Annotated in this window: 21 protein-coding genes; 18 read left to right on the top strand and 3 right to left on the bottom strand. The window is 71.8% G+C overall.

What is annotated here, in order from left to right:
* Positions 1-80 precede the first annotated feature (80 nt).
* The 6 genes from AB0C12_RS19585 (at position 81) to dapB (ending at position 7065) form a co-directional block, all read left to right on the top strand.
* On the top strand, positions 81-1025 hold the full coding sequence (locus tag AB0C12_RS19585; RefSeq protein ID WP_360549790.1) for a bifunctional riboflavin kinase/FAD synthetase: 945 nt from the start codon (positions 81-83) through the stop codon (positions 1023-1025).
* A gap of 137 nt (positions 1026-1162) precedes the next feature.
* The gene (gene rpsO / locus AB0C12_RS19580; RefSeq protein WP_023561775.1) at positions 1163-1432 is read left to right on the top strand and encodes a 30S ribosomal protein S15; all 270 of its coding nucleotides are present in this window, start codon (positions 1163-1165) and stop codon (positions 1430-1432) included.
* Between the two features lie 194 nt (positions 1433-1626).
* A complete protein-coding gene (locus AB0C12_RS19575; protein WP_360549788.1) occupies positions 1627-3963 on the top strand; it encodes a polyribonucleotide nucleotidyltransferase in 2337 nt (778 codons plus the stop codon).
* Positions 3964-3970: 7 nt separating this feature from the next.
* A complete protein-coding gene (locus tag AB0C12_RS19570; RefSeq protein ID WP_360549786.1) occupies positions 3971-5308 on the top strand; it encodes a pitrilysin family protein in 1338 nt (445 codons plus the stop codon).
* 83 nt (positions 5309-5391) lie between these two features.
* Positions 5392-6276 (top strand): phosphatase PAP2 family protein, encoded by an 885-nt coding sequence (locus tag AB0C12_RS19565; RefSeq protein ID WP_360550547.1) that lies wholly within the window; start codon positions 5392-5394, stop codon positions 6274-6276.
* Positions 6277-6306: 30 nt separating this feature from the next.
* The gene (dapB, locus tag AB0C12_RS19560) at positions 6307-7065 is read left to right on the top strand and encodes a 4-hydroxy-tetrahydrodipicolinate reductase (protein ID WP_360549785.1); all 759 of its coding nucleotides are present in this window, start codon (positions 6307-6309) and stop codon (positions 7063-7065) included.
* A gap of 81 nt (positions 7066-7146) precedes the next feature.
* On the opposite strand, the gene AB0C12_RS19555 is transcribed toward dapB, so the two are convergent.
* Both AB0C12_RS19555 and AB0C12_RS19550 read right to left on the bottom strand, forming a co-directional pair.
* The gene (locus AB0C12_RS19555) at positions 7147-9126 is read right to left on the bottom strand and encodes a glycogen debranching N-terminal domain-containing protein (RefSeq protein WP_360549783.1); all 1980 of its coding nucleotides are present in this window, start codon (positions 9124-9126) and stop codon (positions 7147-7149) included.
* 10 nt (positions 9127-9136) lie between these two features.
* A complete protein-coding gene (locus tag AB0C12_RS19550; RefSeq protein ID WP_360549781.1) occupies positions 9137-9715 on the bottom strand; it encodes a GNAT family N-acetyltransferase in 579 nt (192 codons plus the stop codon).
* Positions 9716-9767: 52 nt separating this feature from the next.
* Here AB0C12_RS19550 and AB0C12_RS19545 point away from each other — a divergent pair, with 52 nt between their 5' ends.
* From AB0C12_RS19545 to AB0C12_RS19520, 6 genes are all read left to right on the top strand, one after another.
* Positions 9768-11000: a crosslink repair DNA glycosylase YcaQ family protein gene (locus AB0C12_RS19545; RefSeq protein ID WP_360549779.1), complete on the top strand. Its 1233-nt coding sequence runs from the start codon at positions 9768-9770 to the stop codon at positions 10998-11000.
* Positions 10997-11560 (top strand): DUF2752 domain-containing protein, encoded by a 564-nt coding sequence (locus AB0C12_RS19540; protein ID WP_360549778.1) that lies wholly within the window; start codon positions 10997-10999, stop codon positions 11558-11560. The genes AB0C12_RS19545 and AB0C12_RS19540 overlap by 4 nt, the downstream gene beginning before the upstream one ends.
* Before the next feature lie 61 nt (positions 11561-11621).
* Positions 11622-12527 carry a 4-hydroxy-tetrahydrodipicolinate synthase gene (gene dapA / locus AB0C12_RS19535; protein WP_360549776.1) on the top strand — a complete coding sequence of 302 codons (906 nt, stop codon included), beginning with the start codon at positions 11622-11624 and terminating at the stop codon, positions 12525-12527.
* 13 nt (positions 12528-12540) lie between these two features.
* Positions 12541-14229, top strand: coding sequence for a ribonuclease J (locus AB0C12_RS19530; RefSeq protein ID WP_360549774.1), 1689 nt, complete (start codon positions 12541-12543; stop codon positions 14227-14229).
* 113 nt (positions 14230-14342) lie between these two features.
* On the top strand, positions 14343-15647 hold the full coding sequence (locus AB0C12_RS19525; RefSeq protein ID WP_360549772.1) for a S1 family peptidase: 1305 nt from the start codon (positions 14343-14345) through the stop codon (positions 15645-15647).
* Positions 15648-15728: 81 nt separating this feature from the next.
* Positions 15729-16007: a DUF2784 domain-containing protein gene (locus AB0C12_RS19520; protein WP_360549770.1), complete on the top strand. Its 279-nt coding sequence runs from the start codon at positions 15729-15731 to the stop codon at positions 16005-16007.
* 60 nt (positions 16008-16067) lie between these two features.
* On the opposite strand, the gene AB0C12_RS19515 is transcribed toward AB0C12_RS19520, so the two are convergent.
* The gene (locus AB0C12_RS19515; RefSeq protein ID WP_360549768.1) at positions 16068-16478 is read right to left on the bottom strand and encodes a YbjN domain-containing protein; all 411 of its coding nucleotides are present in this window, start codon (positions 16476-16478) and stop codon (positions 16068-16070) included.
* An 87-nt stretch (positions 16479-16565) separates the two neighbouring features.
* Between AB0C12_RS19515 and AB0C12_RS19510 the strand changes: the two genes are divergently transcribed.
* The 6 genes from AB0C12_RS19510 (at position 16566) to AB0C12_RS19485 (ending at position 23511) form a co-directional block, all read left to right on the top strand.
* Positions 16566-19106, top strand: coding sequence for a DNA translocase FtsK 4TM domain-containing protein (locus AB0C12_RS19510; RefSeq protein ID WP_360549766.1), 2541 nt, complete (start codon positions 16566-16568; stop codon positions 19104-19106).
* Between the two features lie 43 nt (positions 19107-19149).
* Complete coding sequence (rimO, locus tag AB0C12_RS19505) at positions 19150-20613, top strand: 30S ribosomal protein S12 methylthiotransferase RimO (protein WP_360549764.1); 1464 nt, start codon at positions 19150-19152, stop codon at positions 20611-20613.
* Positions 20610-21203 (top strand): CDP-diacylglycerol--glycerol-3-phosphate 3-phosphatidyltransferase, encoded by a 594-nt coding sequence (gene pgsA / locus AB0C12_RS19500; RefSeq protein WP_360549762.1) that lies wholly within the window; start codon positions 20610-20612, stop codon positions 21201-21203. The genes rimO and pgsA overlap by 4 nt, the downstream gene beginning before the upstream one ends.
* 35 nt (positions 21204-21238) lie before the next feature.
* On the top strand, positions 21239-21754 hold the full coding sequence (locus AB0C12_RS19495) for a CinA family protein (protein WP_360549760.1): 516 nt from the start codon (positions 21239-21241) through the stop codon (positions 21752-21754).
* A 191-nt stretch (positions 21755-21945) separates the two neighbouring features.
* On the top strand, positions 21946-22425 hold the full coding sequence (locus tag AB0C12_RS19490; protein ID WP_360549758.1) for a helix-turn-helix transcriptional regulator: 480 nt from the start codon (positions 21946-21948) through the stop codon (positions 22423-22425).
* Between the two features lie 219 nt (positions 22426-22644).
* Positions 22645-23511, top strand: coding sequence for a PspA/IM30 family protein (locus AB0C12_RS19485; protein WP_360549756.1), 867 nt, complete (start codon positions 22645-22647; stop codon positions 23509-23511).
* The last annotated feature ends 15 nt before the right edge of the window (positions 23512-23526 follow it).

Raw genomic sequence — 23526 nt, 5'->3', positions numbered from 1 at the left:
ATCAGGACTAACTGTAGCGTTTCAGGCAGTCGTGGAGACCGATACGCTTACCCCCGGGCACTCCAGGAAGGTAAGTGGAAATGCAGCGGTGGCGCGGGTACGAGGCCGTACCGGGCGGGTTCGGCCGATCGGTGGTGACCATCGGCGTCTTCGACGGCGTGCACCGCGGCCATCAGGCGATCATCGGGCACACCGTGAAGCGCGCCCGGGATCTCGGCCTGCAGTCGGTGGTCGTGACCTTCGACCCGCACCCCGCCGAGGTGGTCCGCCCCGGCTCGCACCCGGCCGTGCTCACCGAGCCGGTGCGCAAGGCCGAGCTGATCGAGCAGCTCGGCGTCGACGCCCTCTGCGTGGTGCCCTTCACCCCGGCGTTCTCCCAGCTCAGCGCCGAGGCCTTCGTGCACGACGTGCTGGTCGACGCGCTGCACGCCGCGGTCGTGGTGGAGGGGGACAACTTCCGTTTCGGCCACAAGGCGGCCGGGGATCTGGCCATGCTCACCCGGCTCGGGCGCACCTTCGGCTTCACGGTCGAGGAGGCGCCGCTGGTCGCGGAGCAGGATCTGGTCTTCTCGTCCACGTACATCCGCAGTTGTGTCGACGCCGGGGACGTCTCGGCCGCGGCCGCCGCGCTCGGCCGCCCGCACCGCCTGGCCGGCGTGGTCGTCCGCGGGGACCAGCGCGGACGGGAGCTGGGCTTCCCGACCGCCAACCTGATGTGTCACCGCTATGCGGCCATCCCGGCCGACGGGGTCTACGCCGCCTGGCTCATCCGCGGCGGCAAGCACGGCGGTCCGCAGCCGGCCTCGGTCTCGGTCGGCACCAACCCCACCTTCTCCGGCCGCGAGCGCCGGGTCGAGGCCTACGTGCTGGACTTCGCCGGCGACCTGTACGGCGAGCGGGTCAGCCTCGACTTCGTCGCCCACCTGCGCGAACAGCGGGTCTACACCGGCATCGAGCCGCTCGTCGCGCAGATCCGCGAGGACGTCGAGGAGACCCGGCGGCTGCTCGCCCGGCCACAGATCTGAGCGGCTGATAAGCTTTCCGTGACGTCGGCTATTCCGACGACCGGACTCGCCTGCCTGCCCGACGCCGCGGGCCGCGAGCCCGCCCCGAGCAGGGGCGGGACACCGTATGAAATCGGCAACACAGAATCACGGAGAACATGGCGCTCGACCAAGAGACCAAGACCAAGATCATGACCGAGTACGCGACCCTCGAGGGCGACACCGGGTCGCCCGAGGTGCAGGTCGCGATGCTCACCAAGCGGATCGCCGACCTGACCGAGCACCTCAAGGTGCACAAGCACGACCACCACAGCCGTCGTGGTCTGCTGCTGCTGGTCGGCCGTCGCCGCCGCCTGCTGAACTACGTCCAGAAGAAGGACATCGCGCGCTACCGGACGCTGATCGAGCGTCTCGGCCTGCGCCGCTGATTCGACGGGGGGAGTGGCCGCCTGGCTGCTCCCCCCGAAGCTTTACCCACGGACCCGCGCGGCACCAGGCCACCGGCCCCGGTCCTCGGTAGTGGTTCCCGAGCACAACCTCTCGGGCACTTCGATCGAAGACCGGCCAGCCTCTTCCGCGCTGTGTGAACCGCCGGGTCCTCGACGAAGGAGTACCGCACCACATGACAGAGCAGAAAGCTCTCGGCACCGAGACTCGCACCGCCGTCATCGACAACGGGTCGTTCGGCACCCGCGAGATCACTTTCTCCACCGGCCGGCTGGCCCGCCAGGCCGCCGGTTCGGTCATCGTCCAGCTGGGCGAGACCACCGTGCTCTCCGCGACCACGGCCGGCAAGCAGCCGAAGGAGCACTTCGACTTCTTCCCGCTGACGGTCGACGTCGAGGAGCGCATGTACGCCGTGGGCCGCATCCCCGGCTCGTTCTTCCGGCGTGAGGGCCGTCCCAGCGAGGACGCCATCCTCACCTGCCGCCTGATCGACCGGCCGCTGCGCCCGTCGTTCACCAAGGGCCTGCGCAACGAGGTCCAGGTCGTCGAGACCGTCCTCGCGCTCGACCCGCAGCACCCGTACGACGTCGTCGCCATGAACGGCGCCTCGATGTCGACCAAGCTGTCCGGCCTGCCCTTCAGCGGCCCGGTCGGCTCCACCCGGGTCGCGCACATCGACGGCCAGTGGGTCAACTTCCCCACGCTGGAGGAGCTGGCCCGGGCCACCTTCGACATGATCGTCGCCGGCCGGACGCTGCCGGACGGTGAGGTCGCGATCATGATGGTCGAGGCCGAGGCCACCCCGCAGGCGCTGAGCCTGATCGCCGCGGGCGCGCCGAAGCCGACCGAGGAGGTGGTGGCGAGCGGTCTGGAGGCCGCCAAGCCGGCCATCCGCGAGCTGTGCCGCGCGCAGAGCGAGCTGGCCGAGGTCGCCGCCAAGCCGGTGCTGGAGTACCCGGTCTTCCTGGACTACCAGGACGACGTGTACACCGCCGTCTCGGACGCCGCCAAGGGTGAGCTCGCCGAGGCGCTGAAGATCGCCGGCAAGGCCGACCGCGAGGAAGCCCTCGACCGGGTCAAGGCCAGGACGGTCGAGCTCGTCGGCCCGCAGTTCGAGGGTCGCGAGAAGGAGATCAGCGCGGCGTTCCGCTCGGTCACCAAGTCCGAGGTGCGCAACCGCGTGCTCCGCGAGCAGGTCCGCATGGACGGCCGCGGCCCGCGGGACATCCGCCCGCTGACCGCCGAGGTCGGCGTGCTGCCGCGCGTGCACGGCTCGGCGCTCTTCGAGCGGGGTGAGACCCAGATCCTGGGCGTCACCACGCTGAACATGCTGCGGCTGGAGCAGTCCCTGGACACGCTGTCCCCGGACAAGTCCAAGCGCTACATGCACAACTACAACTTCCCGCCGTACTCGACCGGTGAGACCGGCCGGGTCGGCTCGCCGAAGCGGCGCGAGATCGGCCACGGCGCGCTGGCCGAGCGGGCCCTGGTGCCGGTGCTGCCGACGCGCGAGGAGTTCCCGTACGCGATCCGCCAGGTCTCCGAGGCCCTGGGCTCGAACGGCTCGACCTCGATGGGTTCGGTCTGCGCCTCGACGCTGGCCCTGCTCAGCGCCGGTGTGCCGCTGAAGGCGCCGGTCGCCGGCATCGCCATGGGCCTCATCTCCGACGAGGTCGACGGCAAGACGGAGTACGTCACGCTGACCGACATCCTGGGCGCCGAGGACGCGTTCGGCGACATGGACTTCAAGGTCGCCGGCACCCCGGAGTTCGTCACCGCGCTGCAGCTCGACACCAAGCTCGACGGCATCCCGTCGGACGTGCTGGCCGCCGCTCTGCAGCAGGCCCACGACGCCCGCACCACGATCCTCGGCGTCATGGACCAGGCCATCAACAGCCCGGCCGAGATGAGCGAGTACGCCCCGCGGGTCACCAGCGTCAAGATCCCGGTCGACAAGATCGGCATGGTCATCGGCCCGAAGGGCCAGACGATCAACGCGATCCAGGACGAGACCGGCGCGGACATCTCGATCGAGGACGACGGCACGATCTACGTCGGCGCGACCAACGGCCCGGCGGCCGAGGCCGCGGTGGAGCGGATCAACGCCATCGCCAACCCGACGATGCCCAAGGCCGGGGACAAGTTCCTCGGCACGGTGGTCAAGACGGCCGCGTTCGGCGCGTTCATCTCGCTGCTGCCCGGCCGCGACGGCCTGCTGCACATCTCCAAGGTGGGCGACGGCAAGCGGGTCGACAAGGTCGAGGACTTCCTCAACGTCGGCGACAAGGTCGAGGTCTCGATCGCGGACATCGACAACCGCGGCAAGATCTACCTGGACAAGGTCCGTCCCGAGGGTGCCGAGGCGCCCGCGGACGCGCCCGCCGCCGCCGGTGGCGAGGGCTCCGAGGGTGGCGGCCGCCCGCCGCGCGAGCGCGAGGACCGCGGTCCCCGTGGCGAGGGTGGCGGCGAGCCCCGTCGCCGTCGTCAGCGTCCCAGCGGCGACCGCAACTGATCCACGCATGACAGACAGCAACCGCGGGCCGGCCGAAAGGCCGGCCCGCGTTGTAACCCGGACCCTGCAGGACGGTGTCAAGCGCACCGTCCTGCCCTCTGGTCTGCGCATCATCACCGAGGCGATCCCGACCACCCGCAGCGCCGCGCTCGGCGTCTGGGTCGGGGTCGGCTCCCGTGACGAGACCCCGGCGATGTCGGGTGCCTCGCACTTCCTCGAGCACCTGCTGTTCAAGGGCACCGAGAAGCGCACCGCGCTGGAGATCTCCGCGGAGATCGAGGCGGTCGGCGGCGAGACCAACGCCTTCACCACGAAGGAGTACACCTGCTACTACGCGCGGGTGCTGGACGCCGACCTGCCGCTGGCCGTGGACGTGCTCTGTGACGCGGTCGCGGGCTCGATCCTCGACCCGGCGGACGTGGAGACCGAGCGGGGCGTGATCCTCGAGGAGATCGCCATGCACGACGACGAGCCCGGCGACGAGGTGCACGACGTCTTCACCGAGGCGATCTTCGGCGCCGACACGCCGCTGGGCCGGCTGATCTCGGGCACCGAGCAGACCATCTCGCCGATGACCCGCGCCCAGATCAACCGCTTCTACCGGGCCAGGTACAAGGCGCCGCAGATCGTGATCACCGCGGCGGGCAACCTCGAGCACGCCAAGGTGGTCAAGCTGGTCCGGGCCGCCCTGGCCGGCAGCCCGCTCGACGGCGACATCGCCGAGCCCGCGCCCAAGCGTGGCTCGTCCGGGGCCGCCCGCGCGCGCAAGCCGGTCACCCTGGTCCGGCACCGCGACACCGAGCAGGCGCACATCGTGCTCGGCTGCGCCGCCATCAACCGGGCCGACGAGCGCCGGTTCGCGCTCGGCGTGCTCAACAACGTGCTCGGTGGCGGTATGTCGAGCCGGCTCTTCCAGGAGATCCGGGAGAAGCGCGGGCTGGCCTACTCGGTCTACTCGTACGGCAGCCAGTACGCCGACGCCGGCCTCTTCGCGGTCTACGCCGGCTGCGCCCCGGGCAAGGCCGAGGAGGTGCTCTCGCTGATCCGCGCGGAGCTCGCCACGGTCGCGGCCGAGGGCATCAGCGCCGGCGAGCTGGCCCGGGGCAAGGGCATGGTCAAGGGCTCCTACGTGCTCGGCCTGGAGGACACCGGATCGCGGATGAGCCGGCTGGCCAAGTCGGAGCTGCTGCACGGCGACCTGATGGCCGTCGACGAGATGCTGGTCCGGGTCGACGCCGTCACCCTCGACGAGGTCAACGAGCTGGCCGCCGAGCTGCTGTCGAAGCCGATGTCGCTGGCCGTCGTCGGACCCTTCGACGAGAACGCGTTTTCGAACGCCCGCTAACCTGGGACGCCGTGACCATCCTCAGCCCTCCGCCCGTACAAGAAGAAGCGTCGCCGGACCGGCGCCGACGCCGGATCATCGGCATGCTGATCTGGGCGGTCCTGTTCGCGGTCGGCACGTACTTCATCGGCGTGCCGACCAGCGACCCGCTGATCGCCTTCGGCTGGCTGTGGCTGGCCACCATCGCGTGGCGCAGTGACCTGCCGTGGCGTCAGCACCTGCTGTTCCTGCGGGACTGGCTGCCCATCGCGCTGCTGCTGGTGGTCTACAACATCTCCCGCGGGTACGCCGACGACCTGTTCCACCCGCACGTCACCGAGCTGATCGACGCGGACAAAGCGATGTTCGGCTGGCTCACCGGCGGCCAGGTCCCGACCACCTGGCTGCAGCAGCACCTCTACCAGCCCGGCGTGGTGCAGTGGTGGGAGGTCGTGGTCACCCTCATCTACGTCTCGCACTTCCTGACCGTGCCGACGGTCGCGGTGATCCTCTGGGTGCGGTCCCGGGCGCAGTGGGCCCGCTTCGTCCGCCGCTGGTTCACCCTCTGTGTCTTCGGCCTGATCACGTACTTCGTCTATCCGGCGGCGCCGCCCTGGTGGGCCTACAAAGAGGGCTACCTGCCCGAGCACGTCGAACGGATCTCCACGAACGGGTGGGATGCGATCGGCCTGCACGGTGCCGGCAACACCCTGAACGCGTTGCAGGTGGAGGCGTCCAACCCGGTGGCCGCGATGCCGTCGCTGCACACCGCCTGGGCCATGATGGCCGTCGCCTTCTTCCTGCCGGTGGTGCGCCGGCGCTGGTGGCCGCTGCTGCTCGCGTACCCGCTGGCGATGACGTTCACCCTGGTCTACACCGGCGAGCACTACGTCATCGACGTGCTGGTCGGCTGGGCCTACGTCGCCGGCGTGTTCCTGGTCGTGGGGCTGGCCGAGCGCTGGTGGCGCAACCGGCACCCGACTGGATGACAAGTCGGCGACCGGTGTTGAATTGACCGGGTGACAGACGAGCAGCAACCGATCCGCGTCGGCGTACTCGGTGCCCGGGGCCGCATGGGCCTGGAAGTGTGCAAGGCGGTCGACGCCGCCGACGACCTCGAGCTGGTGGCGATGGTCGACCAGGGCGACTGGCTGTTCAACGCCGCGGACGCCGGCGCCCAGGTGCTCGTCGACTTCACCACTCCCGACGTGGTCATGGACAACCTGCACTGGGCCGTGGACCAGGGCATCAGCATGGTCGTCGGCACCACCGGCTTCACCGAGCAGCGCCTGGACCGGGTGCGGTCCTGGCTGTCGCACAAGCCCGAGGTCGGTGTGCTGATCGCACCCAACTTCGGCATCGGCGCGGTGCTGATGATGCAGTTCGCGGCCCGCGCGGCCCGCTACTTCGAGTCCGCCGAGATCATCGAGCAGCACCACCCGCGCAAGCTGGACGCCCCGAGCGGCACGGCCACCCACACGGCCAAGCTGATCGCGGCGGCCCGGGCCGAGGCCGGCCTGGGCGCGATGCCGGACGCGACCAAGGAAGAGGTGTCCGGCGCCCGCGGTGCGGACATCGACGGCGTGCGGGTGCACGCGGTGCGGGCGGCGGGCCTGGTCGCCCACCAGGAGGTCCTTTTCGGTACGCACGGCGAGACGCTGACGATCAGGCACGACAGCCTGGACCGCGCCTCCTTCATGCCGGGGGTGCTGCTGGGGATCCGCTCGATCGTGACCCGCCCGGGCCTGACGATCGGTCTCGACCCGCTCCTCGACTGACCACCGTGGTCCCGTCGCCGGCCGCAGAGGACCGGCGTCGCGCCGGTCCGGCGAGGGCGGACAACCTCGCCGGGGCCCGGGTCAGTCGAGCGTGAGGCCGGCGGGCAGGCCGCTGACGGTCGCCGCGCCGGTGGCGTCGACCCGGACGTCGACCGGCGTGCCGGCGATGCTCAGGCCGTGCACCTCGACCGTCCCGAAGGGTGCACCGGCCAGCGGCCGGAGGCGCACCTTTCCGCCGGGCACGTCCGGCTCCAGCCCGATCACGGCCTGCGTCATCAGCATCGCCGCGGCCGCCGACCACGCCTGGGGCCGGCAAGCCGCCGGGTACGGCATCGGCCGGCTCAGCGCCGCGCGGGCGTCCCCGGCGTGCAGCTCGGGCAGCCGGTAACCGAACGCCTCCGCCGCGGTCAGCAGCCCGTCGATCAGCACGGTCGCCTCGGCACCGAACCCGGCCCGGGCCAACCCGGCCGCCACGATCGCGGTGTCGTGCGCCCACACCGAGCCGCAGTGGTACGACAGTGGCGCGTACCCGCCGTCCAGGGCGGACATCGTGCGCAGCCCGTACGCTCCGGACATCGCCTCGCCGCCCAGGGCCGTCGCCACCGCCCGTTCCTCGGCCGCGTCGAGCAGGCCGGTGCCCAGCAGGTGGCCGATGTTGCTGGTCAGCGAGTCGACCGGGCGCCCGTCGCGGTCCAGCGCCAGCGCCGGGTAGCCGGCGTCGAGCCAGAACGCCGCCCGGAAGCGCTCGGCCAGCGTGGCCGCGTACTGCCGCCATCGGTCGCCGCCGGGCCGGCCGAACGCGTCCAGCAGCGCCGCGCCGTCCAGCGCCGCCCGGTGGGCGTAACCCTGGACCTCGGCCAGGGCGATGGGCGGCTCGGCCGGCCGGCCGTCGTGGAAGCGCACCGCGTCCCCGGAGTCCTTCCAGCCCTGGTTGGCCAGGCCGTGCCCGGTGCTGTCGCGGTACGCCAGGAAGTCGTCGCCGTGCCCGGCCAGCCAGCTCAGCGCCGCCTCCAGGTGCGGCAGCAGCTCGCCGACCTGCGCCTCCGGCAGCCCCCAGCGCCAGGCGTCGTGCAGCAGGCTGATCCACAGCGGCGTGGCGTCGATGGTGCCGTAGTAGGCGGCCGGCAGCCGCAGGCCGTCCGCCAGCACGAACTCCTGCCGCCGCAGCTCGTGCAGGATCTTGCCGGGTGCCTCGGCCGCGGCCGCGTCGATCCGGGTGCCCTGCCGGCGGGCCAGCACGCGGAGAGTTCCGGCGGCGGGGCCGGTGCCCACCGGGAGCAGCATCCGGGCCGCCCAGATGCTGTCCCGGCCGAACAGCGTCAGGAACCACGGCACCCCGGCGGCGAGGTAGACGTCAGCACCGTCGGCGAGCCGCAGGCCGTGCAGATCGTCGAGCGAGCGGGCCACCAGCCGGCCCAGGCGCCGGTCGTCGGAACGGACCCGGGCCGGGCTCCAGTCGCGGGAGCGGGTGGGGGCGTGCACCGCGGCGGACGGGTCGTCCACCCGTACGGTGAAGGTCAGGTCCGCGTCCGTGCCCGGCGCGAGCGTGACCGCCCAGCGCAGCCGCCCGCGGTCGTCGATCTCGGCCCGCTCCGCACCGGCCGTGACGGTGATGCCGTCCCGGGCCCAGGTCAGGCCGTCGCCGGGGGGCACCGGCGTTGTCGCTTCGCCGGACCTGACGACCTCGATGGGCGCGAGATCGACCGCCAGCTCGACAGTGACGATCGTGCTGAGCGGCACCGCCGCGGCGGAGGTCAGCCGGATCCGCTCGGCAATGCGGCCCGGAGTGACGGTGCGCGTCCGGTCGATGCGCACCCGGGGGTCGAGCCGGCGGGCCAGCGCGACGAAGTGGGTCGTGCCGGCCCCCTGGTCGGCGTGGCCGATCGGCTCGGGCTCGCGGCCGTCGACCAGCAGCACCGCCGCGGACAGCACACGAACGTCCGCGTGGAACACGCCCTGCACCCCGGCCGCGCGGATCTGCCCGTCCGGCCCGGCCAGCACCATGGTCGGCGCCGCCACGCTGGTGACGAGCTCGTGCAGGAGCGGCTGGAGTCGCGGCATGCCGGCCCGGTCAGGAAGCCTCGGGCGGCTGCGGGTCGACGGCGACGTGCAGCCGCAGCTGGGGGACCAGCATGTCGTCCACGTCCAGCGCGCGGCCGGCGCCGTCGGGCTCCCAGCCGGTGGAGACGAGGAACTTCTTCATCGCCTCGTCCGCGTCGTAGGCCCAGGCCACGGCCGCCTTGAACGCGTCCTCCCGCCACAGGTCGACGGTGGCCGCGAGCAGCCGGCTGCCGTGCCCGCGGCGGCCCCAGCGGGGCTCGACCAGCAGGTCGGTGATCGCCGCCACGTCGTCGGGCAGCGGTGGCTCCTCGGGGACGAGTGCCTGCTCGTCGGCCGGTCCGGAAGCCGCGAAGCCCACCACGTGCGATGCCGCCTCGCCCTGCTCGACCGCGATCAGCACCCGGTGCCGCGGCGAGGGCGGGGCCTCGATCGCCTCGGCCCAGCCCCGGGCCAGGTAGGCCTCGTCCAGGTTGGCCAGGACGTGCGCCGGGAACATCCGCCGGTATGCGGTCCGCCAGGTCGTCAACTGGATGCGGGCGATCTCGCCGGCGTCGGTGGGACGGGCGGGACGGACGAAGCCGAGTGCCATGCCGGCAGCCTACAGACGGCTTTGTCGTACCCCTCGGCTAGCGTCCTGGTCTGTGGCCGTACCCGAATCTCTCTCCGTCGCCCAGGCCCGGCGCATCACGCTCGCCGCGCAGGGTTTCGCCGACCCCCGGCCCGGCGGCGCCACCGACATGCGGCACCTGCGCCGGGTGCTGCGCCGCCTGCACCTGATCCAGATGGACTCGGTCAACGTCCTGCAGCGGGCCCACTTCATGCCGCTCTACAGCCGCCTCGGGCCCTACCCGACGGCGCTGCTCGACCGGGCCGCCTACCGCAGGCCCCGGCTGCTGTTCGAGTTCTGGGGGCACGAGGCGTCGCTGATCGACGTCGAGCTCCAGCCGCTGTTCCGCTGGCGCATGGCCCGCGCGCAGGACTACGCCTGGGGCAACATGCGGCGCATCGTGGCCGAGCAGCCCGAGCTGGTCGCCTGGGTGCTCGACGAGGTCCGGCAGCGCGGCCCGCTGACCGCCGCCGAGATCGAGCACGACGCGCCGCGCACCAAGGAGCACTGGGGCTGGAACTGGTCGGTCGTCAAGCAGGCCCTCGAGTGGCTGTTCTACAGCGGCGAGGTCACCGCCGCCGAGCGCACCACCTCCTTCGCCCGGCGTTACGACCTGCCCGAGCGGGTCCTGCCCCGGCACGTGCTGGAGGCGCCGACCCCGTCGCCGGCGGATGCGTTCCGGGCCCTGGTCGAGCTCTCCGCCCGCACCCTGGGTGTGGCCGCCGAGCCGGAGCTGCGCGACTACTTCCGGCTGCCGGTGGCCGGCTTCAAGCAGGCCCTGGCCGAGCTGATCGAGGACAAGGTGCTGCTCCCGGTCTCGGTGCGCGGCTGGAAGGGCCCGGCCTACCTGCACCACGAGGCCCGGCTGCCGCGCCGGGTGCGAGCGGCGACGCTGGTCAGCCCGTTCGACCCGCTGATCTGGGAGCGCGGGCGCACCGAGCGGCTCTTCGACCTCAACTACCGCATCGAGATCTACGTCCCCGCCGCCCAGCGGCTGTACGGCTACTACGTGCTGCCGTTCCTGCTCGGCGAGGAGTTCGCCGCCCGCCTCGACCTCAAGGCCGACCGCAAGAGCGGTGTGCTGCAGATCCCGGCCGCCTGGATCGAGCCCGCCGCCGACCAGGAGGAGACCGCCGCCGCGCTGGTGCCCGAGCTGCACCGCCTGGCCGGCTGGCTGGGCCTGCACACAGTCGCGGCACCCCAGCGCGGAGACCTGGCCGGCCCGCTCACGGCCGCGCTGAAGCTTGCCTCCGCGGGTGTACCGTGACGCCCATGAGCAGTGCGACCGACCCCGTCGCAGTCCACCCGCAGATCGACGGGCCGGTGCACGGTCCGTACCCGCCGCCGCACTTCGCGCCGGCCCCGTTCGAGCCGGCCCGGCCCGACCGGGTCACGCGGTTCGTGCAGCGCAAGTGGCGCGAGTCGCCGATCTGGGTCGCCCCGGCCGCGATGCTGGTCTGCATGGCCGGCGCGGTGGGCTACACCCTGGCCACCCACCCCACCGAGGCGAACGCCGGTGCGGCCCCGAGCTGCCTGCTCAAATACACCACCGGCTTCATCTGCCCGGGTTGCGGCGGCACCCGTGCGGCCTGGTATCTGCTGCACGGCGACATCCCGGCGGCGGCCCGGCACCACGCGTTGTTCGTCTTCGTCGTCCCGTTCCTGCTCTACATGTACGTCGCCTGGGCCGGCCGCCGGCTCTTCGGCTGGCAGCTCCCGCAGCTCAACCTCGGCCCGGGCGTGATCGGTGGCTTCATCGCCGTCTGGGGTGTCTGGAGCGTCCTGCGCAACCTGCCCTGGGCGCCGTTCACCGCCTTCTACGTCTGAGGCCGCGGCCGGGCCCACCGGCGACGGGGTGACGCCTCCGGCCGTCCGATAAGTTGTCGGTATGACGCACGACCACCCGCGGCCCTTCGGCCGGCTGCTCTCGGCCATGGTGACCCCGTTCACGGCGGACGGCTCGCTCGATGTCGACGGCGCGGCCAGGCTGGCCACGTGGCTGGTGGACGAGCAGGGACACGACGCCCTGGTGATCAGCGGCACCGGTGGTGAGTCACCGACGACCACCGACGCCGAGAAGGAGATCCTGCTGCGCGTCGTCGTCGAGGCGGTGGGCGACCGGGCCCGGATCGTGGCGGGCGTCGGCACCAACAACACGGCCCACACGGTCGAGCTGGCCCGGGCCGCGGAGAAGGCGGGCGCGCACGGCCTGCTGGTCGTCACGCCGTACTACAACAAGCCCCCGCAGGCCGGTCTGATCAGGCATTTCACCACCGTCGCGGACGCTGTCGGCCTGCCGGTGATGCTCTACGACATCCCGCACCGCTCCGGTGTGCCGATCGCCACCGAGACGCTGGTCCGGCTGGCCGAGCACCCCACCATCGTGGCCGTCAAGGACGCCAAGGGCGACCTGGCCGGCAGCGCCGACGTGCTGCGCCGCACCGACCTCGCCTACTACTCCGGCGAGGACGCCGCCATCCTGCCGCTGCTGTCGATCGGCGCGGTCGGCGTGGTCGGCACCTCCACGCACTTCATCGGCCCGCAGACCAAGGCCATGATCGAGGCGTACGAGCGCGGCGACACCGCCGGGGCGCTGGCGCTGCACCGGCAGCTGCTGCCGCTGTTCACCGGCATTTTCCGGACCCAGGGCACCATCCTCGTCAAGGCCGGCCTGCGCGCCCTCGGGCTGCCCGCCGGACCCGTGCGCTCACCGCTGGTCGACGCCACCGAGGCCGAAACGAACCAACTGCTCGAGGACGCCGCCGCGGCGGGACTGCACCTCGGCACCAATTAGAGAGGCCTCGCACTTGAGCCAGGCACACGTCGAGCTGGAACCACCACCGCCGCTGCCGGAGGGCGCCCTGCGCGTCATCCCGCTGGGCGGTCTCGGGGCCATCGGCCGCAACATGACGGTCTACGAGTACGACGGCAAGCTGCTGGTCGTCGACTGCGGAGTGCTCTTCCCGGACGTCGAGCAACCCGGCGTCGACCTGATCCTGCCCGACTTCGACCCGATCCGGGACCGGCTGGAGGACGTCCAGGCGATCGTGCTGACCCACGGGCACGAGGACCACATCGGCGCGGTGCCGTACCTGCTGGCCCTCAAGCCGGACATCCCGCTGGTCGGCTCCGAGTTCACCCTGGCGCTGGTCGAGGCCAAGCTGGCCGAGCGGCGGCTGGACCCGTACACGCTGACCGTGCGGGAGGGGCAGACCGAGCGGCTGGGCCCGTTCGAGTGCGAGTTCTTCGCGGTCAACCACTCGATCCCGGACGCGCTGGCGGTGGCCGTACGCACGCCGGCCGGCCTGGTCCTGCACACCGGCGACTTCAAGATGGACCAGGTCCCGCTGGACGGGCGGATCACCGACCTGGCCGGGTTCGCCCGGCTCGGCGCCGAAGGTGTCGACCTGCTGCTGTCCGACTCGACCAACGCCGAGGTCCCCGGCTTCGTCACCCCGGAACGCGACATCGGCCCGGTGCTCGGCGCGCTCTTCGCCAAGGCCCGCGGCCGGATCATCGTGGCCAGCTTCGCCTCCCACGTGCACCGCGTGCAGCAGGTGATGGACGCCGCCTACGAATACGAGCGCAAGGTCGCCCTGATCGGCCGCTCGATGGTCCGCAACATGGGCATCGCCCGGGACCTGGGCCTGCTGCGCATCCCGGACGGCCTGCTGGTCAGCCTGGACGAGGCGGCCCAGATGCCGCACGACGAGATCGTGTTCATGTCCACCGGTTCGCAGGGTGAGCCGATGAGCGCGCTGGGCCGGATGTCCACCGGCGACCACCGGCACATCACCATCGAGTCCGGCGACACCGTCGTGCTGGCCAGCTCGCTGGTGCCGGGCAACGAGACCTCGGTCTACCGGGTGATCAACCAGCTGGCCCGGGCCGGCGCCACGGTCGTGCACAAGGACACCGCCAAGGTGCACGTCTCCGGGCACGCCCCGGCCGGCGAGCTGCTCTACCTGCTCAACGTCGTACGCCCGAGCAACCTGATGCCCGTGCACGGCGAGTGGCGGCACCTGCGCGCCCACGCCCAGCTCGGCATCGAGTCCGGGGTCGCCCCGGACCGGGTCGTGCTCTGCGAGGACGGCGACGTGGTCGACCTGGTCGAGGGGCACGCCCGGCACGTGGGCCGGGTCAAGAACCGCTACGTGTACGTCGACGGCCTCGCCGTGGGCGACGTCAGCGAGTCGCTGCTGACCGAGCGGCGCATCCTCGGCGACGGCGGCTTCATCTCGGCCACCGTGGTGATCGACTCGGTGACCGGCAAGGTGGTCGGCGAGCCGAGCATCTCGGCCAAGGGCTTCTCCGAGGACCCGCAGGCCTTCAACCCGGTCATCCCGCTGCTGACCGCCGCCCTGCACCGCTCGGCGGAGGACGGCATCACCGACACCCACCAGCTCCAGCAGGTGGTCCGGCGCACCGTCGGACGCTGGGTGAACGACGCCTACCGGCGCCGGCCGATGATCGTGCCGACCGTCGTGGAAGTGTGATCGACAGCCATAGTTTTCTGTGAATACCGGATTTATTGATCCGGCCGCGACCCCCTTGCGTATCTGAGGGCACGGTGCCGCCCCCACGGCACTCGATGCGAGGGGAGTTACGGATGCAGCGGAGAACGGTCGTCGCGCTTGCGGCGACGGTGACGGCAGCGGGAGCGGCGGTGGCGTTCACGCTGCCGTCCATGGCGGGCACGAACGCCAACCGCCGCCCTGCGTCTCAGTCGACCGGCGGAGTGGCCCCACAGCTGCTCGCCGCGATGCAACGGGACCTCGGTGTGAGCGCCGACCAGGCCGCGGCCCGGGTGAAGCGGGCCGCGTGGGCCAGCGGGGTGGCGGCGCAGTTGCGCAGCGCCTCCGGCGACTCGTACGCGGGCTCCTGGCTCGGCAAGGACGGCACGACGCTGAACATCGCCATCACCGACGCCGGCCTGGCCGACGAGGTGCGCGCGGCCGGAGCCACCCCGAAGCTCGTCGAGCGCAGCGTGGCCCAGCTGGACCGGGCCAAGAAGGCGCTGGACGCCGAGGCCACCAAGGCCGACCGGGACCTGCCCGGCTGGTACGTCGACGTCGCGGCGAACAAGGTCGTGATCCAGGCGCTGCCCGGGGACACCGAGCACGCCGAGGAGCTGGCCGAGGACGCCGGCCTCCCCGGCGAGGCGGTGAAGGTGGTCGTCACCAAGGCCGCCCCGAAGCCGCTGGCCGACGTCATCGGCGCCGAGCCGTACTTCGTCAACATCGGCGGCGGCCAGGCCCGCTGCTCGATCGGCTTCGCGGTCGAGGGCGGGTTCGTCACCGCCGGGCACTGCGGCGCCGAGGGCACCCAGACCACCGACCGGCAGAACCTGGACCAGGGCGAGGTCGTGGCGTCGGTCTTCCCCGGCACCGCGGACATGGGCGTGGTGCAGACCAACGCGAACGTGACGCTGCAGCCGTTCGTCAACGACTTCGACGGCAACGCGCTGCCGGTCGGCGGCAGCACCGAGGCACCCGTCGGCGCCGCGGTCTGCCGGTCCGGTTCCACCACCGGCACGTTCTGCGGCACCATCCTGGCCAAGAACCAGACGGTCAACTACCCGGAGGGCGCGGTCACCGGCCTGACCCGGACGGATGTCTGCGCCGAGGGCGGTGACTCCGGCGGCCCGTGGCTCTCGGGTGACCAGGCCCAGGGCGTGACCTCCGGCGGCTCGGGCGACTGCACGGTCGGCGGCGAGACGTTCTTCCAGCCGATCACCGAGATCCTCGAGGTGAACAACCTCACCCTGCTCACCACCGGCGGCGCCGGTGGCGGCACGGACGCGGGCGCTCCGGCCGCCGAGGGGACCACGGCTCCGCCGGTCGAGTCGGCCGAGGCGCCGGCCGGCAACAACGGCAACGGCAACGGCCACCACCGCCGGGGTCACCGCAACTGACGCACCACCCGTAGACGTGCTGCCCGCGCAGGCCATCCTCCGTCCTGTGCGGGCAGCGCTGCGTCGCCTACCGTTGGCGGCGTGGGCTACCGGATCCTGATCGCCGCGGCCGTGGGCGCGCACTTCGCGTTCCTGGCCTTCGGCATCTTCGGCGGCTTTCTGGCCTGGCGCTGGCGCCGGCTCATCTGGCTGCAGATCGTCAGCGCCGCCTGGCTCCTGATCATCGTGGTCGCGCGGCTGTCCTGCCCGCTGACCTGGCTCGAGGACCGCGGCCGGGCCGGCGCGGGGCTGCCGCTGCGCGCGGGCGGCTTCCTGGACAACCACGTGGCGGGCGTCTTCTACCCGCACGGCTACGAGTAGGCGGCGCGGATCACGGTCGCCGCGATCATCCTCACCTCGTGGATCGGCTTCGCGGTGCGCTCAAAGCTCCGCGACCGCGTCGGCTAGCTCACAGCCGGTCGCGATCCCGCAGATCATCACCTGGTCGAGCTGCTCCGGGGTGACGCCGCGCTCCCAGTCGCCGACGACCTCACCGACCACCCGCACCGCGCCGTCGTCGGCCGTGTGCACGTACGCCTTGGGCCAGAGCCGGTCGTGGTTCCAGGCGTTGCAGAAGGCGTACAGGCGGGGGACGTCGTCGGTGCTGAAGACCGTCCGGGTCAGCGTGCGGACCTGCAGGACCTCCTCGTCCTTGCCGAGCCGGAAGAAGTAGATCAGGCAGCCCTGCCAGTTGCCGCCGATGTCACCGTCGTCGTCGACGAAGTGGGCGAACGCGCGGGCGTGCAGCGCGTCGATGATCATGTCGTGGCTGAGCGGTTGCGGCGCGGACATGCTGTTGATCCTAAACGGGGGAAAAAGCGAAACCCGGTCACGGTGCGGCGCGCGTACTCGCGAGAGTGATCCCGTTACGGTAGGGCCATGGCGGGCCGTACTCCTCCGGCGAGCCGGGGCCGCGCCGCGTCCACCACGCGCGGTGCCGCGACGTCGCGCGCCCGGCAACCAGCAGCCCGCAAGACACCCGCACGTAAGGCCCCGGCCAAGAAGGCAGTGCCGCGCGCCCGGGCCAGGAGCGCCACCCGGGCCCGGCCCGGAGTCGGATCGGTGCTCGCGACCGGGGTCGGCCGCGGCGTCGGGGCCCTCTGGATGGGCGTCGCGCACAGTGTCGGCTGGGTCGCCCGCGGCGTCGGCCGGCAGGCCGCGACCGCCAAGGAGATCGATCCCGAGCACCGCCGTGACGGTGCCGGCCTGCTCATGCTCGGCCTGGCCATCCTGGTCGGGGTAGCGGTCTGGGCGGGTTCCGCCGGCCCGGTCGGCGCCCGGCTCAACGACGCCATGCGGCTGTTCTTCGGCGGCCTGGCGGTGCTCCTGCCACTGCTGCTGCTCTACGGCGCGGTCCGCTTCATGCGCAAACCCGCCGACCCCGAGCACCGCGGCCGGTCCGTCGTCGGCTGGAGCGCGCTGGTCGTCTCCACCGCCAGCCTGCTGCACGTGGCCCAGCGCCCGGCCGACGACCTCGAGATGACCAGTTCCGGCGGGCTCATCGGCTACGGCGTCGGCTCCCTGCTGGAGAACGCGGTGACGGCCTGGGTGGCCGTACCCCTGCTCGTGCTGTTGTTGATCTTCGGTCTGCTGGTCATCACCGCGACCCCGATCAACAAGATCCCCGAGCGGCTGATGCTGCTCACCGACGTGCTGCTGGGCCGCTCGTCGGCCCGGGCCCCGCTGCCCGACCCTGATCTGCCGGACCTCGACGAGCCCGGTGACGAGGAGCCCAAGCGGCGCGCCCCGGCCCGCCGCCGGCAGGGCTCGCTGGCCGACATCGGGCTCGCCCCGGACCCCGACGACCTCGACGTGGACGACGACCCGATCGTGCACGACACCGTCCTGGTGCCCCGCGGCAAGAAGGTGCCGGCCAGCCGCAAGGCGCCCGAGCCGCCCGAGCACTCGCCGCTGCCCACCCGCGCCGAGCAGCTGGACATCTCGGCCGTCGAGGGCGACTACCGGCTGCCCCCGCCGAACCTGCTGGGCAAGGGGGTGGCGCCGAAGTCCCGCAGCAAGGCCAACGACGAGATCATGACCGCGCTGACCGGGGTCTTCGACCAGTTCAACCTGGACGCGCAGGTCACCGGCTTCACCCGGGGCCCGACGGTCACCCGTTACGAGGTCGAGGTCGGCCCCGGCGTCAAGGTCGAGCGGATCACCCAGCTCTCCCGCAACATCGCCTACGCGGTCAAGTCGCCCGACGTGCGCATCCTGAGCCCGATCCCGGGCAAGAGCGCGGTCGGCGTGGAGATCCCCAACACCGACCCGGAGAACGTCTCGCTCGGTGACGTGCTGCGCTCGCACGCGGCCACCGCCGACCACCACCCGATGCTGGTGGCGCTGGGCAAGGACATCGAGGGCCGCTTCGTGGTGGCCAACCTGGCCAAGATGCCGCACATCCTGATCGCGGGCGCGACCGGCGCGGGCAAGAGCTCCTGCCTCAACTCGCTGCTGGTCTCGATCCTGACCCGGGCCACCCCGGACGAGGTGCGGCTGCTGCTGGTCGACCCCAAGCGGGTCGAGATGACCGCCTACGAGGGCATCCCGCACCTGGTCACGCCGATCGTCACCAACGCCAAGAAGGCCGCCGACGCCCTGGAATGGGTCGTCCGCGAGATGGACATGCGCTACGACGACCTCGCCGCCAACGGGGTACGCCACATCGACGACTTCAACCGCAAGGTCCGCAGCGGCGAGATCACAGCACCGCCGGGCGTCGACCGGGTGATGAAGCCGTACCCGTACCTGCTGGTGATCGTCGACGAGCTGGCCGACCTGATGATGGTCGCGCCGCGCGACGTCGAGGACTCGGTGGTCCGGATCACCCAGCTGGCCCGGGCCGCCGGCATCCACCTGGTGCTGGCCACCCAGCGTCCGTCGGTCGACGTGGTCACCGGCCTGATCAAGGCCAACGTCCCGTCCCGGCTGGCCTTCGCCACCAGCTCGCTGGCCGACTCCCGGGTCATCCTCGACCAGCCCGGCGCGGAGAAGCTGCTGGGCCGTGGTGACGGCCTGTTCCTGCCGATGGGTGCGTCCAAGCCCGCCCGCTTCCAGGGCGCCTGGGTCGACGAGAAGGAGATCGCCGACGTCGTCAAGTTCTGCAAGGACCAGCGCGAGCCGGAGTTCCGCCCGGACGTGACGGCGCCGCCGGAGAGCAAGAAGAAGCAGATCGACGAGGAGGTCGGCGACGACCTCGAGGTGCTGATCCAGGCGATCGAGCTGGTGGTCACCTCGCAGTTCGGCTCGACCTCGATGCTGCAGCGCAAGCTGCGGGTCGGCTTCGCCAAGGCGGGCCGGCTGATGGACCTGATGGAGACCCGGGGCATCGTGGGCCCGTCCGAGGGTTCCAAGGCCCGCGAGGTGCTGATCAAGCCCGATGAGCTGGAAGAGACCCTCGCCACCCTCAGGGTCGACTAGACAGCCGAAGGCAGGACAACCGGCGCCCGGTAGCCTTGTCGGAGTGTCGGTAACCCCTGCCCCCCGCCGTGTCGCCCTGCTCACCCTGGGCTGTGCCCGTAACGAGGTCGACTCCGAGGAGTTGGCCGCCCGTCTCGACGCCGGTGGCTGGCAGGTCAGCACGGACGCCGACGGCGCCGACGTGGTCCTGGTCAACACCTGTGGCTTCGTCGAGAAGGCCAAGCAGGACTCCATCGAGACCCTGCTCGCGGCGGCCGACACCGGCGCCAAGGTGGTCGCCGCCGGCTGCATGGCCGAGCGGTACGGCAAGGAGCTCGCCGAGAGCCTCCCCGAGGCGCAGGCCGTGCTCGGCTTCGACGACTACACCGACATCGCCGCCCGGCTCGACGGCGTGCTCGCCGGTGAGCGCTTCGACGCGCACACCCCACGGGACCGCCGGGAGCTGCTGCCGCTGACCCCGGTCGCCCGGCAGGCGGCCAAGGTCGTCGTCCCCGGGCACGCCACCGTCGACGAGCACACCCCCGCCCACCTGCGCCAGGTGCTGCGCCGCCGGCTCGACAACGGTCCGGTCGCGAGCCTCAAGCTGGCCAGTGGCTGTGACCGGCGCTGCTCGTTCTGCGCCATCCCGGCCTTCCGGGGTGCGTTCGTCTCCCGTGATCCGCAGGAGCTGCTGGCCGAGGCCGAGTGGCTGGCCGGCACCGGCGTGCGCGAGCTGGTCCTGGTGAGTGAGAACAGCACCTCGTACGGCAAGGACCTCGGCGACCCGCGTGCCCTGGAGAAGCTGTTGCCGCAGCTCGCCGCCGTACCGGGGATCGTCCGGGTCCGGGCCAGCTACCTGCAGCCCGCCGAGACCCGTCCCGGCCTGGTCGAGACCATCGCCACCACGCCCGGCGTCGCCGCGTACTACGACCTGTCCTTCCAGCACTCCAGCGAGCCGGTGCTGCGCCGGATGCGCCGGTTCGGCTCCACCGACCGGTTCCTGGAGCTGCTCGCCGCGGCCCGCACGCTGGCCCCCGAGGCCGGCGCGCGCAGCAACTTCATCGTCGGCTTCCCCGGCGAGACCCGGGAGGACGTGGACGAACTGGTCCGGTTCCTGACCGAGGCCCGGCTGGACGCCATCGGCGTCTTCGACTACAGCGACGAGGACGGCACCGAGGCCGTCGGCCTGTCCGGCAAGGTGGACGAGGACGAGATCAAGCTCCGGTACGCCGAGATCAGCGAACTGGCCGACGAGCTGTGCGCCCAGCGGGCCGAGGACCGGCTCGGCTCGGTCGTCGAGGTGCTGGTCGACACGATCACCGACGGCGAGGTCGAGGGCCGCGCCGAGCACCAGGCGCCCGAGGTCGACGGGTCCACCCTGCTGGTCGCCGGCGAGCAGGGGGTCGACCTGGCCGCGCTGCGCCCCGGCGACTTCGTCCGGGCCCGGGTCACCGGCACCGAGGGCGTCGACCTGGTGGCCGTACCCGTCGAAATGATCTCCGCGGCACCGGCAGCGGCAGCGTCGTGACCGACGAGCCGGTGCCGGTGGCCGCACCGCGGCCGGTTTCGCTCTACAACCCGGCCAACGTGCTGACGGCCGCCCGCATCGTGCTCGTCCCCGTGTTCGTCGCGTTCGTCATCGTGTCCGAGATGACGGAGTCCGGCTGGCGGATCCTGGCCTGCCTGACCTTCTGTGTGGCGTCCGCCACGGATTTCGCGGACGGCTGGATCGCCCGGCGCTACGAGCTGGTGACGTCCTTCGGCAAGGTGGCCGATCCGATCGCCGACAAGGCGCTGACCGGCAGTGCGCTGGTGCTGCTGTCGGCGTACGACCGGTTGTCGTGGTGGGTGACGGGCCTGATCCTGGTCCGGGAGTGGGGCGTCACAGCGCTGCGGTTCTGGGTGATCCGGTACGGCGTCATCCCGGCCAGCCGCGGCGGCAAGCTCAAGACCGCGCTGCAGATCGCCGCGATCGCGTGGTTCCTGTGGCCTGTTCCGGAGCCGTTCGATCTCATCGGCACGGTGCTGATGGTCGCCGCGCTGATCGTGACCGTGGTGACAGGGGTGGATTACGTATTGCAGGCGTTGCGCCTGCGCCGGCGGGCCGAGCGGGTCTGAGGACGCGCCCCGCCCACGCTTGGCAGAATCGGGACATGAGCGAAGGCAGGATCGATGATCCCGGGGTGGCCGCCGCCGCGGTGGTGCACGCCCTGGTCGACCGGCACCAGACGCTGTCGGTCGCGGAGTCGCTGACCGGTGGCCTGCTCGCCGCCACGATCGTCGAGATCGCCGGGGTCAGCGCGGTGTTCAAGGGCGGCATGGTGGTCTACGCCACCGAGCTGAAGCACACCCTGGCCGGCGTGCCCCGGCAGCTGCTGGACGAGCGCGGGCCGGTCGATCCGGACGTCGCCCTGGCCCTCGCCGAGGGTGTGCGGGAGCGTTGCGGTTCGGACTGGGGCCTGGCCACGACCGGGGTCGCCGGGCCGGAGCCGCAGGACGGCAAGCCGGTCGGGATGGTCTTCGTCGCGGCGGCCGGACCGGGCGGAGCCACTGTCCAGGAGCTGAACCTGCCGGGTTCCCGGCAGGACGTCCGCGTCGCGAGTGTGACGTCCGCCCTGTCGCTGCTCGTCGCCCAGCTGCGCGGCTCGACCGCGGGAATCGCGGGCTGACCAGTCGCGTTGTCTCGATCGGGTGAGTGGGTGAAAGCCGCCCGCCGCCCGTCTCAGCAGCCCCGCGGGCACCCGCGCGTTCCCGCCCGTCCCGCATTTCGGCGGGGCGGGATGTCGGTGTAGCCGGTAGCGGGTACGGTTGCGGGAAGCCTCCGGCGGTTGCCGGCGGCCCCGCCGCAGGAGGAGGTGCCATGGTCCTGCTACGCCGGGTTATCGGTGACGCACTTCGGGCGCGCAGGCAGGGTCAGCATCGCACGCTGCGTGAGGTGTCGACCGCCGCCAACGTCAGCCTGGGGTATCTCTCCGAGATCGAACGTGGCCAGAAGGAAGCGTCCAGCGAGCTGCTCGCCGCGATCTGCGAGGCACTGGGTGCGCGCCTGTCCGAGGTCCTGGGTGAAGTGAGCGGCACGCTCGCGCTCGCCGAGGGGATGGACGGTGTTCTCGCCCCGCTCGAGCCCACCACCGTCGAGACCAGTGGTGCGGGCGCCAACCCCGTTCCGCTCACCGGCTCCCCGATCAAGGCGGCTCCGGTCAAGAAGAGCGAGGCCCCGGCCGTGCGCCAGGTGACCTCCGACGGGACCGTCTCCGTCTCCGTCCGGAGTGAGTCTCCGCTCAAGGCGACCCTGCACGCGACCCGCAAGCGCGGGCGCGACATCGTCTACGCAGCCTGATCCTCAGCACCGCCCCTACGCGTTCCGGCGTCGCCGGAACGCGTATCGGCGCGTAGCCTCGATGTCGGGGGAACCCTCGTCCGACCCTGAGATCCCCCGTAGGTCACGTGACGCCGGTGGCGTGGAGCTGACACGATGGACTTCGCGCCATCGTGAAGACCCCTCGGTCCCGCGTCGGTGGCGCGTCCGACTGAGCGACATTGAGGGGATACCGCGGATATGGCGAACCCGTTCGTCAAGGGCTGGCGCTACATGATGGCGCTCTTCGGCGCCAAGATCGATGAGTACGCCGACCCCAAGGTGCAGATCCAGCAGGCCATCGAGGATGCCCAGCGCCAGCACCAGGCGCTCGTCCAGCAGGCTGCCGCCGTGATCGGCAACCAGCGGCAGCTGGAGATGAAGCTGTCCCGGCAGATGTCCGAGGTCGAGAAGCTGCAGGGCATGGCCCGCCAGGCCCTGGTGCTGGCCGACCGGGCCCGGGCCGGTGGTGACGAGGCCGAGGCGCAGAAGTACGAGTCGACCGCGCAGACGCTCGCCACCCAGCTGGTCTCCGGCGAGCAGTCGATGGAAGACCTGAAGACGCTGCACGACCAGGCGCTGTCGGCGGCCGGCCAGGCCCGCAAGGCGGTGGAGAACAACGCGATGGTGCTCCAGCAGCGCATCGCCGAGCGCTCCCGCCTGCTCAGCCAGCTCGAGCAGGCCAAGATGCAGGAGACGGTGGCCAAGTCGCTGGAGTCGATGTCGTCGCTCTCCGCGCCGGGCAACACCCCGTCCCTGGACGAGGTCCGCGACAAGATCGAGCAGCGGTACGCCAACGCGATGGGCCGGGCCGAACTGGCGTCGAACTCCGTCGAGGGCCGCATGCTCGAGGTGCAGAAGTCGAGCCTCGACATGGCCGGCACCTCGCGGCTGGAGCAGATCCGGGCCAGCATGGCCGGCGAGCAGCTCGGCGGCACCGCGGGCAAGCCGGCTGTGGAGGCGGGCAACAACGCCGCCCCGGCAGCCGACCCGGCCAGCGTGGCCCGGCTCGACGAGATCAGGGCAAGCATGAACGCCAAGCGTGGGGACACCTCGGCCACGGGCTGAGCACCCCACCCGGGG

Origin of the sequence: Actinoplanes sp. NPDC048967 (assembly GCF_040649415.1) — a bacterium.
GTDB lineage: Bacteria > Actinomycetota > Actinomycetes > Mycobacteriales > Micromonosporaceae > Actinoplanes.
This window is presented reverse-complemented; position numbering and strand designations above follow the sequence as displayed.

Excerpts from the sequence above, each read along its gene's own strand:
- AB0C12_RS19585 (WP_360549790.1), top strand. The coding sequence starts at position 81 with ATGCAGCGGTGGCGCGGGTACGAGGCCGTACCGGGCGGGTTCGGCCGA.
- rpsO (WP_023561775.1), top strand. The coding sequence starts at position 1,163 with ATGGCGCTCGACCAAGAGACCAAGACCAAGATCATGACCGAGTACGCG.
- AB0C12_RS19575 (WP_360549788.1), top strand. The coding sequence starts at position 1,627 with ATGACAGAGCAGAAAGCTCTCGGCACCGAGACTCGCACCGCCGTCATC.
- AB0C12_RS19570 (WP_360549786.1), top strand. The coding sequence starts at position 3,971 with ATGACAGACAGCAACCGCGGGCCGGCCGAAAGGCCGGCCCGCGTTGTA.
- AB0C12_RS19565 (WP_360550547.1), top strand. The coding sequence starts at position 5,392 with ATGCTGATCTGGGCGGTCCTGTTCGCGGTCGGCACGTACTTCATCGGC.
- AB0C12_RS19555 (WP_360549783.1), bottom strand. The coding sequence starts at position 9,126 with ATGCCGCGACTCCAGCCGCTCCTGCACGAGCTCGTCACCAGCGTGGCG.
- AB0C12_RS19550 (WP_360549781.1), bottom strand. The coding sequence starts at position 9,715 with ATGGCACTCGGCTTCGTCCGTCCCGCCCGTCCCACCGACGCCGGCGAG.
- dapA (WP_360549776.1), top strand. The coding sequence starts at position 11,622 with ATGACGCACGACCACCCGCGGCCCTTCGGCCGGCTGCTCTCGGCCATG.
- AB0C12_RS19525 (WP_360549772.1), top strand. The coding sequence starts at position 14,343 with ATGCAGCGGAGAACGGTCGTCGCGCTTGCGGCGACGGTGACGGCAGCG.
- AB0C12_RS19515 (WP_360549768.1), bottom strand. The coding sequence starts at position 16,478 with ATGTCCGCGCCGCAACCGCTCAGCCACGACATGATCATCGACGCGCTG.
- AB0C12_RS19510 (WP_360549766.1), top strand. The coding sequence starts at position 16,566 with ATGGCGGGCCGTACTCCTCCGGCGAGCCGGGGCCGCGCCGCGTCCACC.
- AB0C12_RS19495 (WP_360549760.1), top strand. The coding sequence starts at position 21,239 with ATGAGCGAAGGCAGGATCGATGATCCCGGGGTGGCCGCCGCCGCGGTG.
- AB0C12_RS19490 (WP_360549758.1), top strand. The coding sequence starts at position 21,946 with ATGGTCCTGCTACGCCGGGTTATCGGTGACGCACTTCGGGCGCGCAGG.
- AB0C12_RS19485 (WP_360549756.1), top strand. The coding sequence starts at position 22,645 with ATGGCGAACCCGTTCGTCAAGGGCTGGCGCTACATGATGGCGCTCTTC.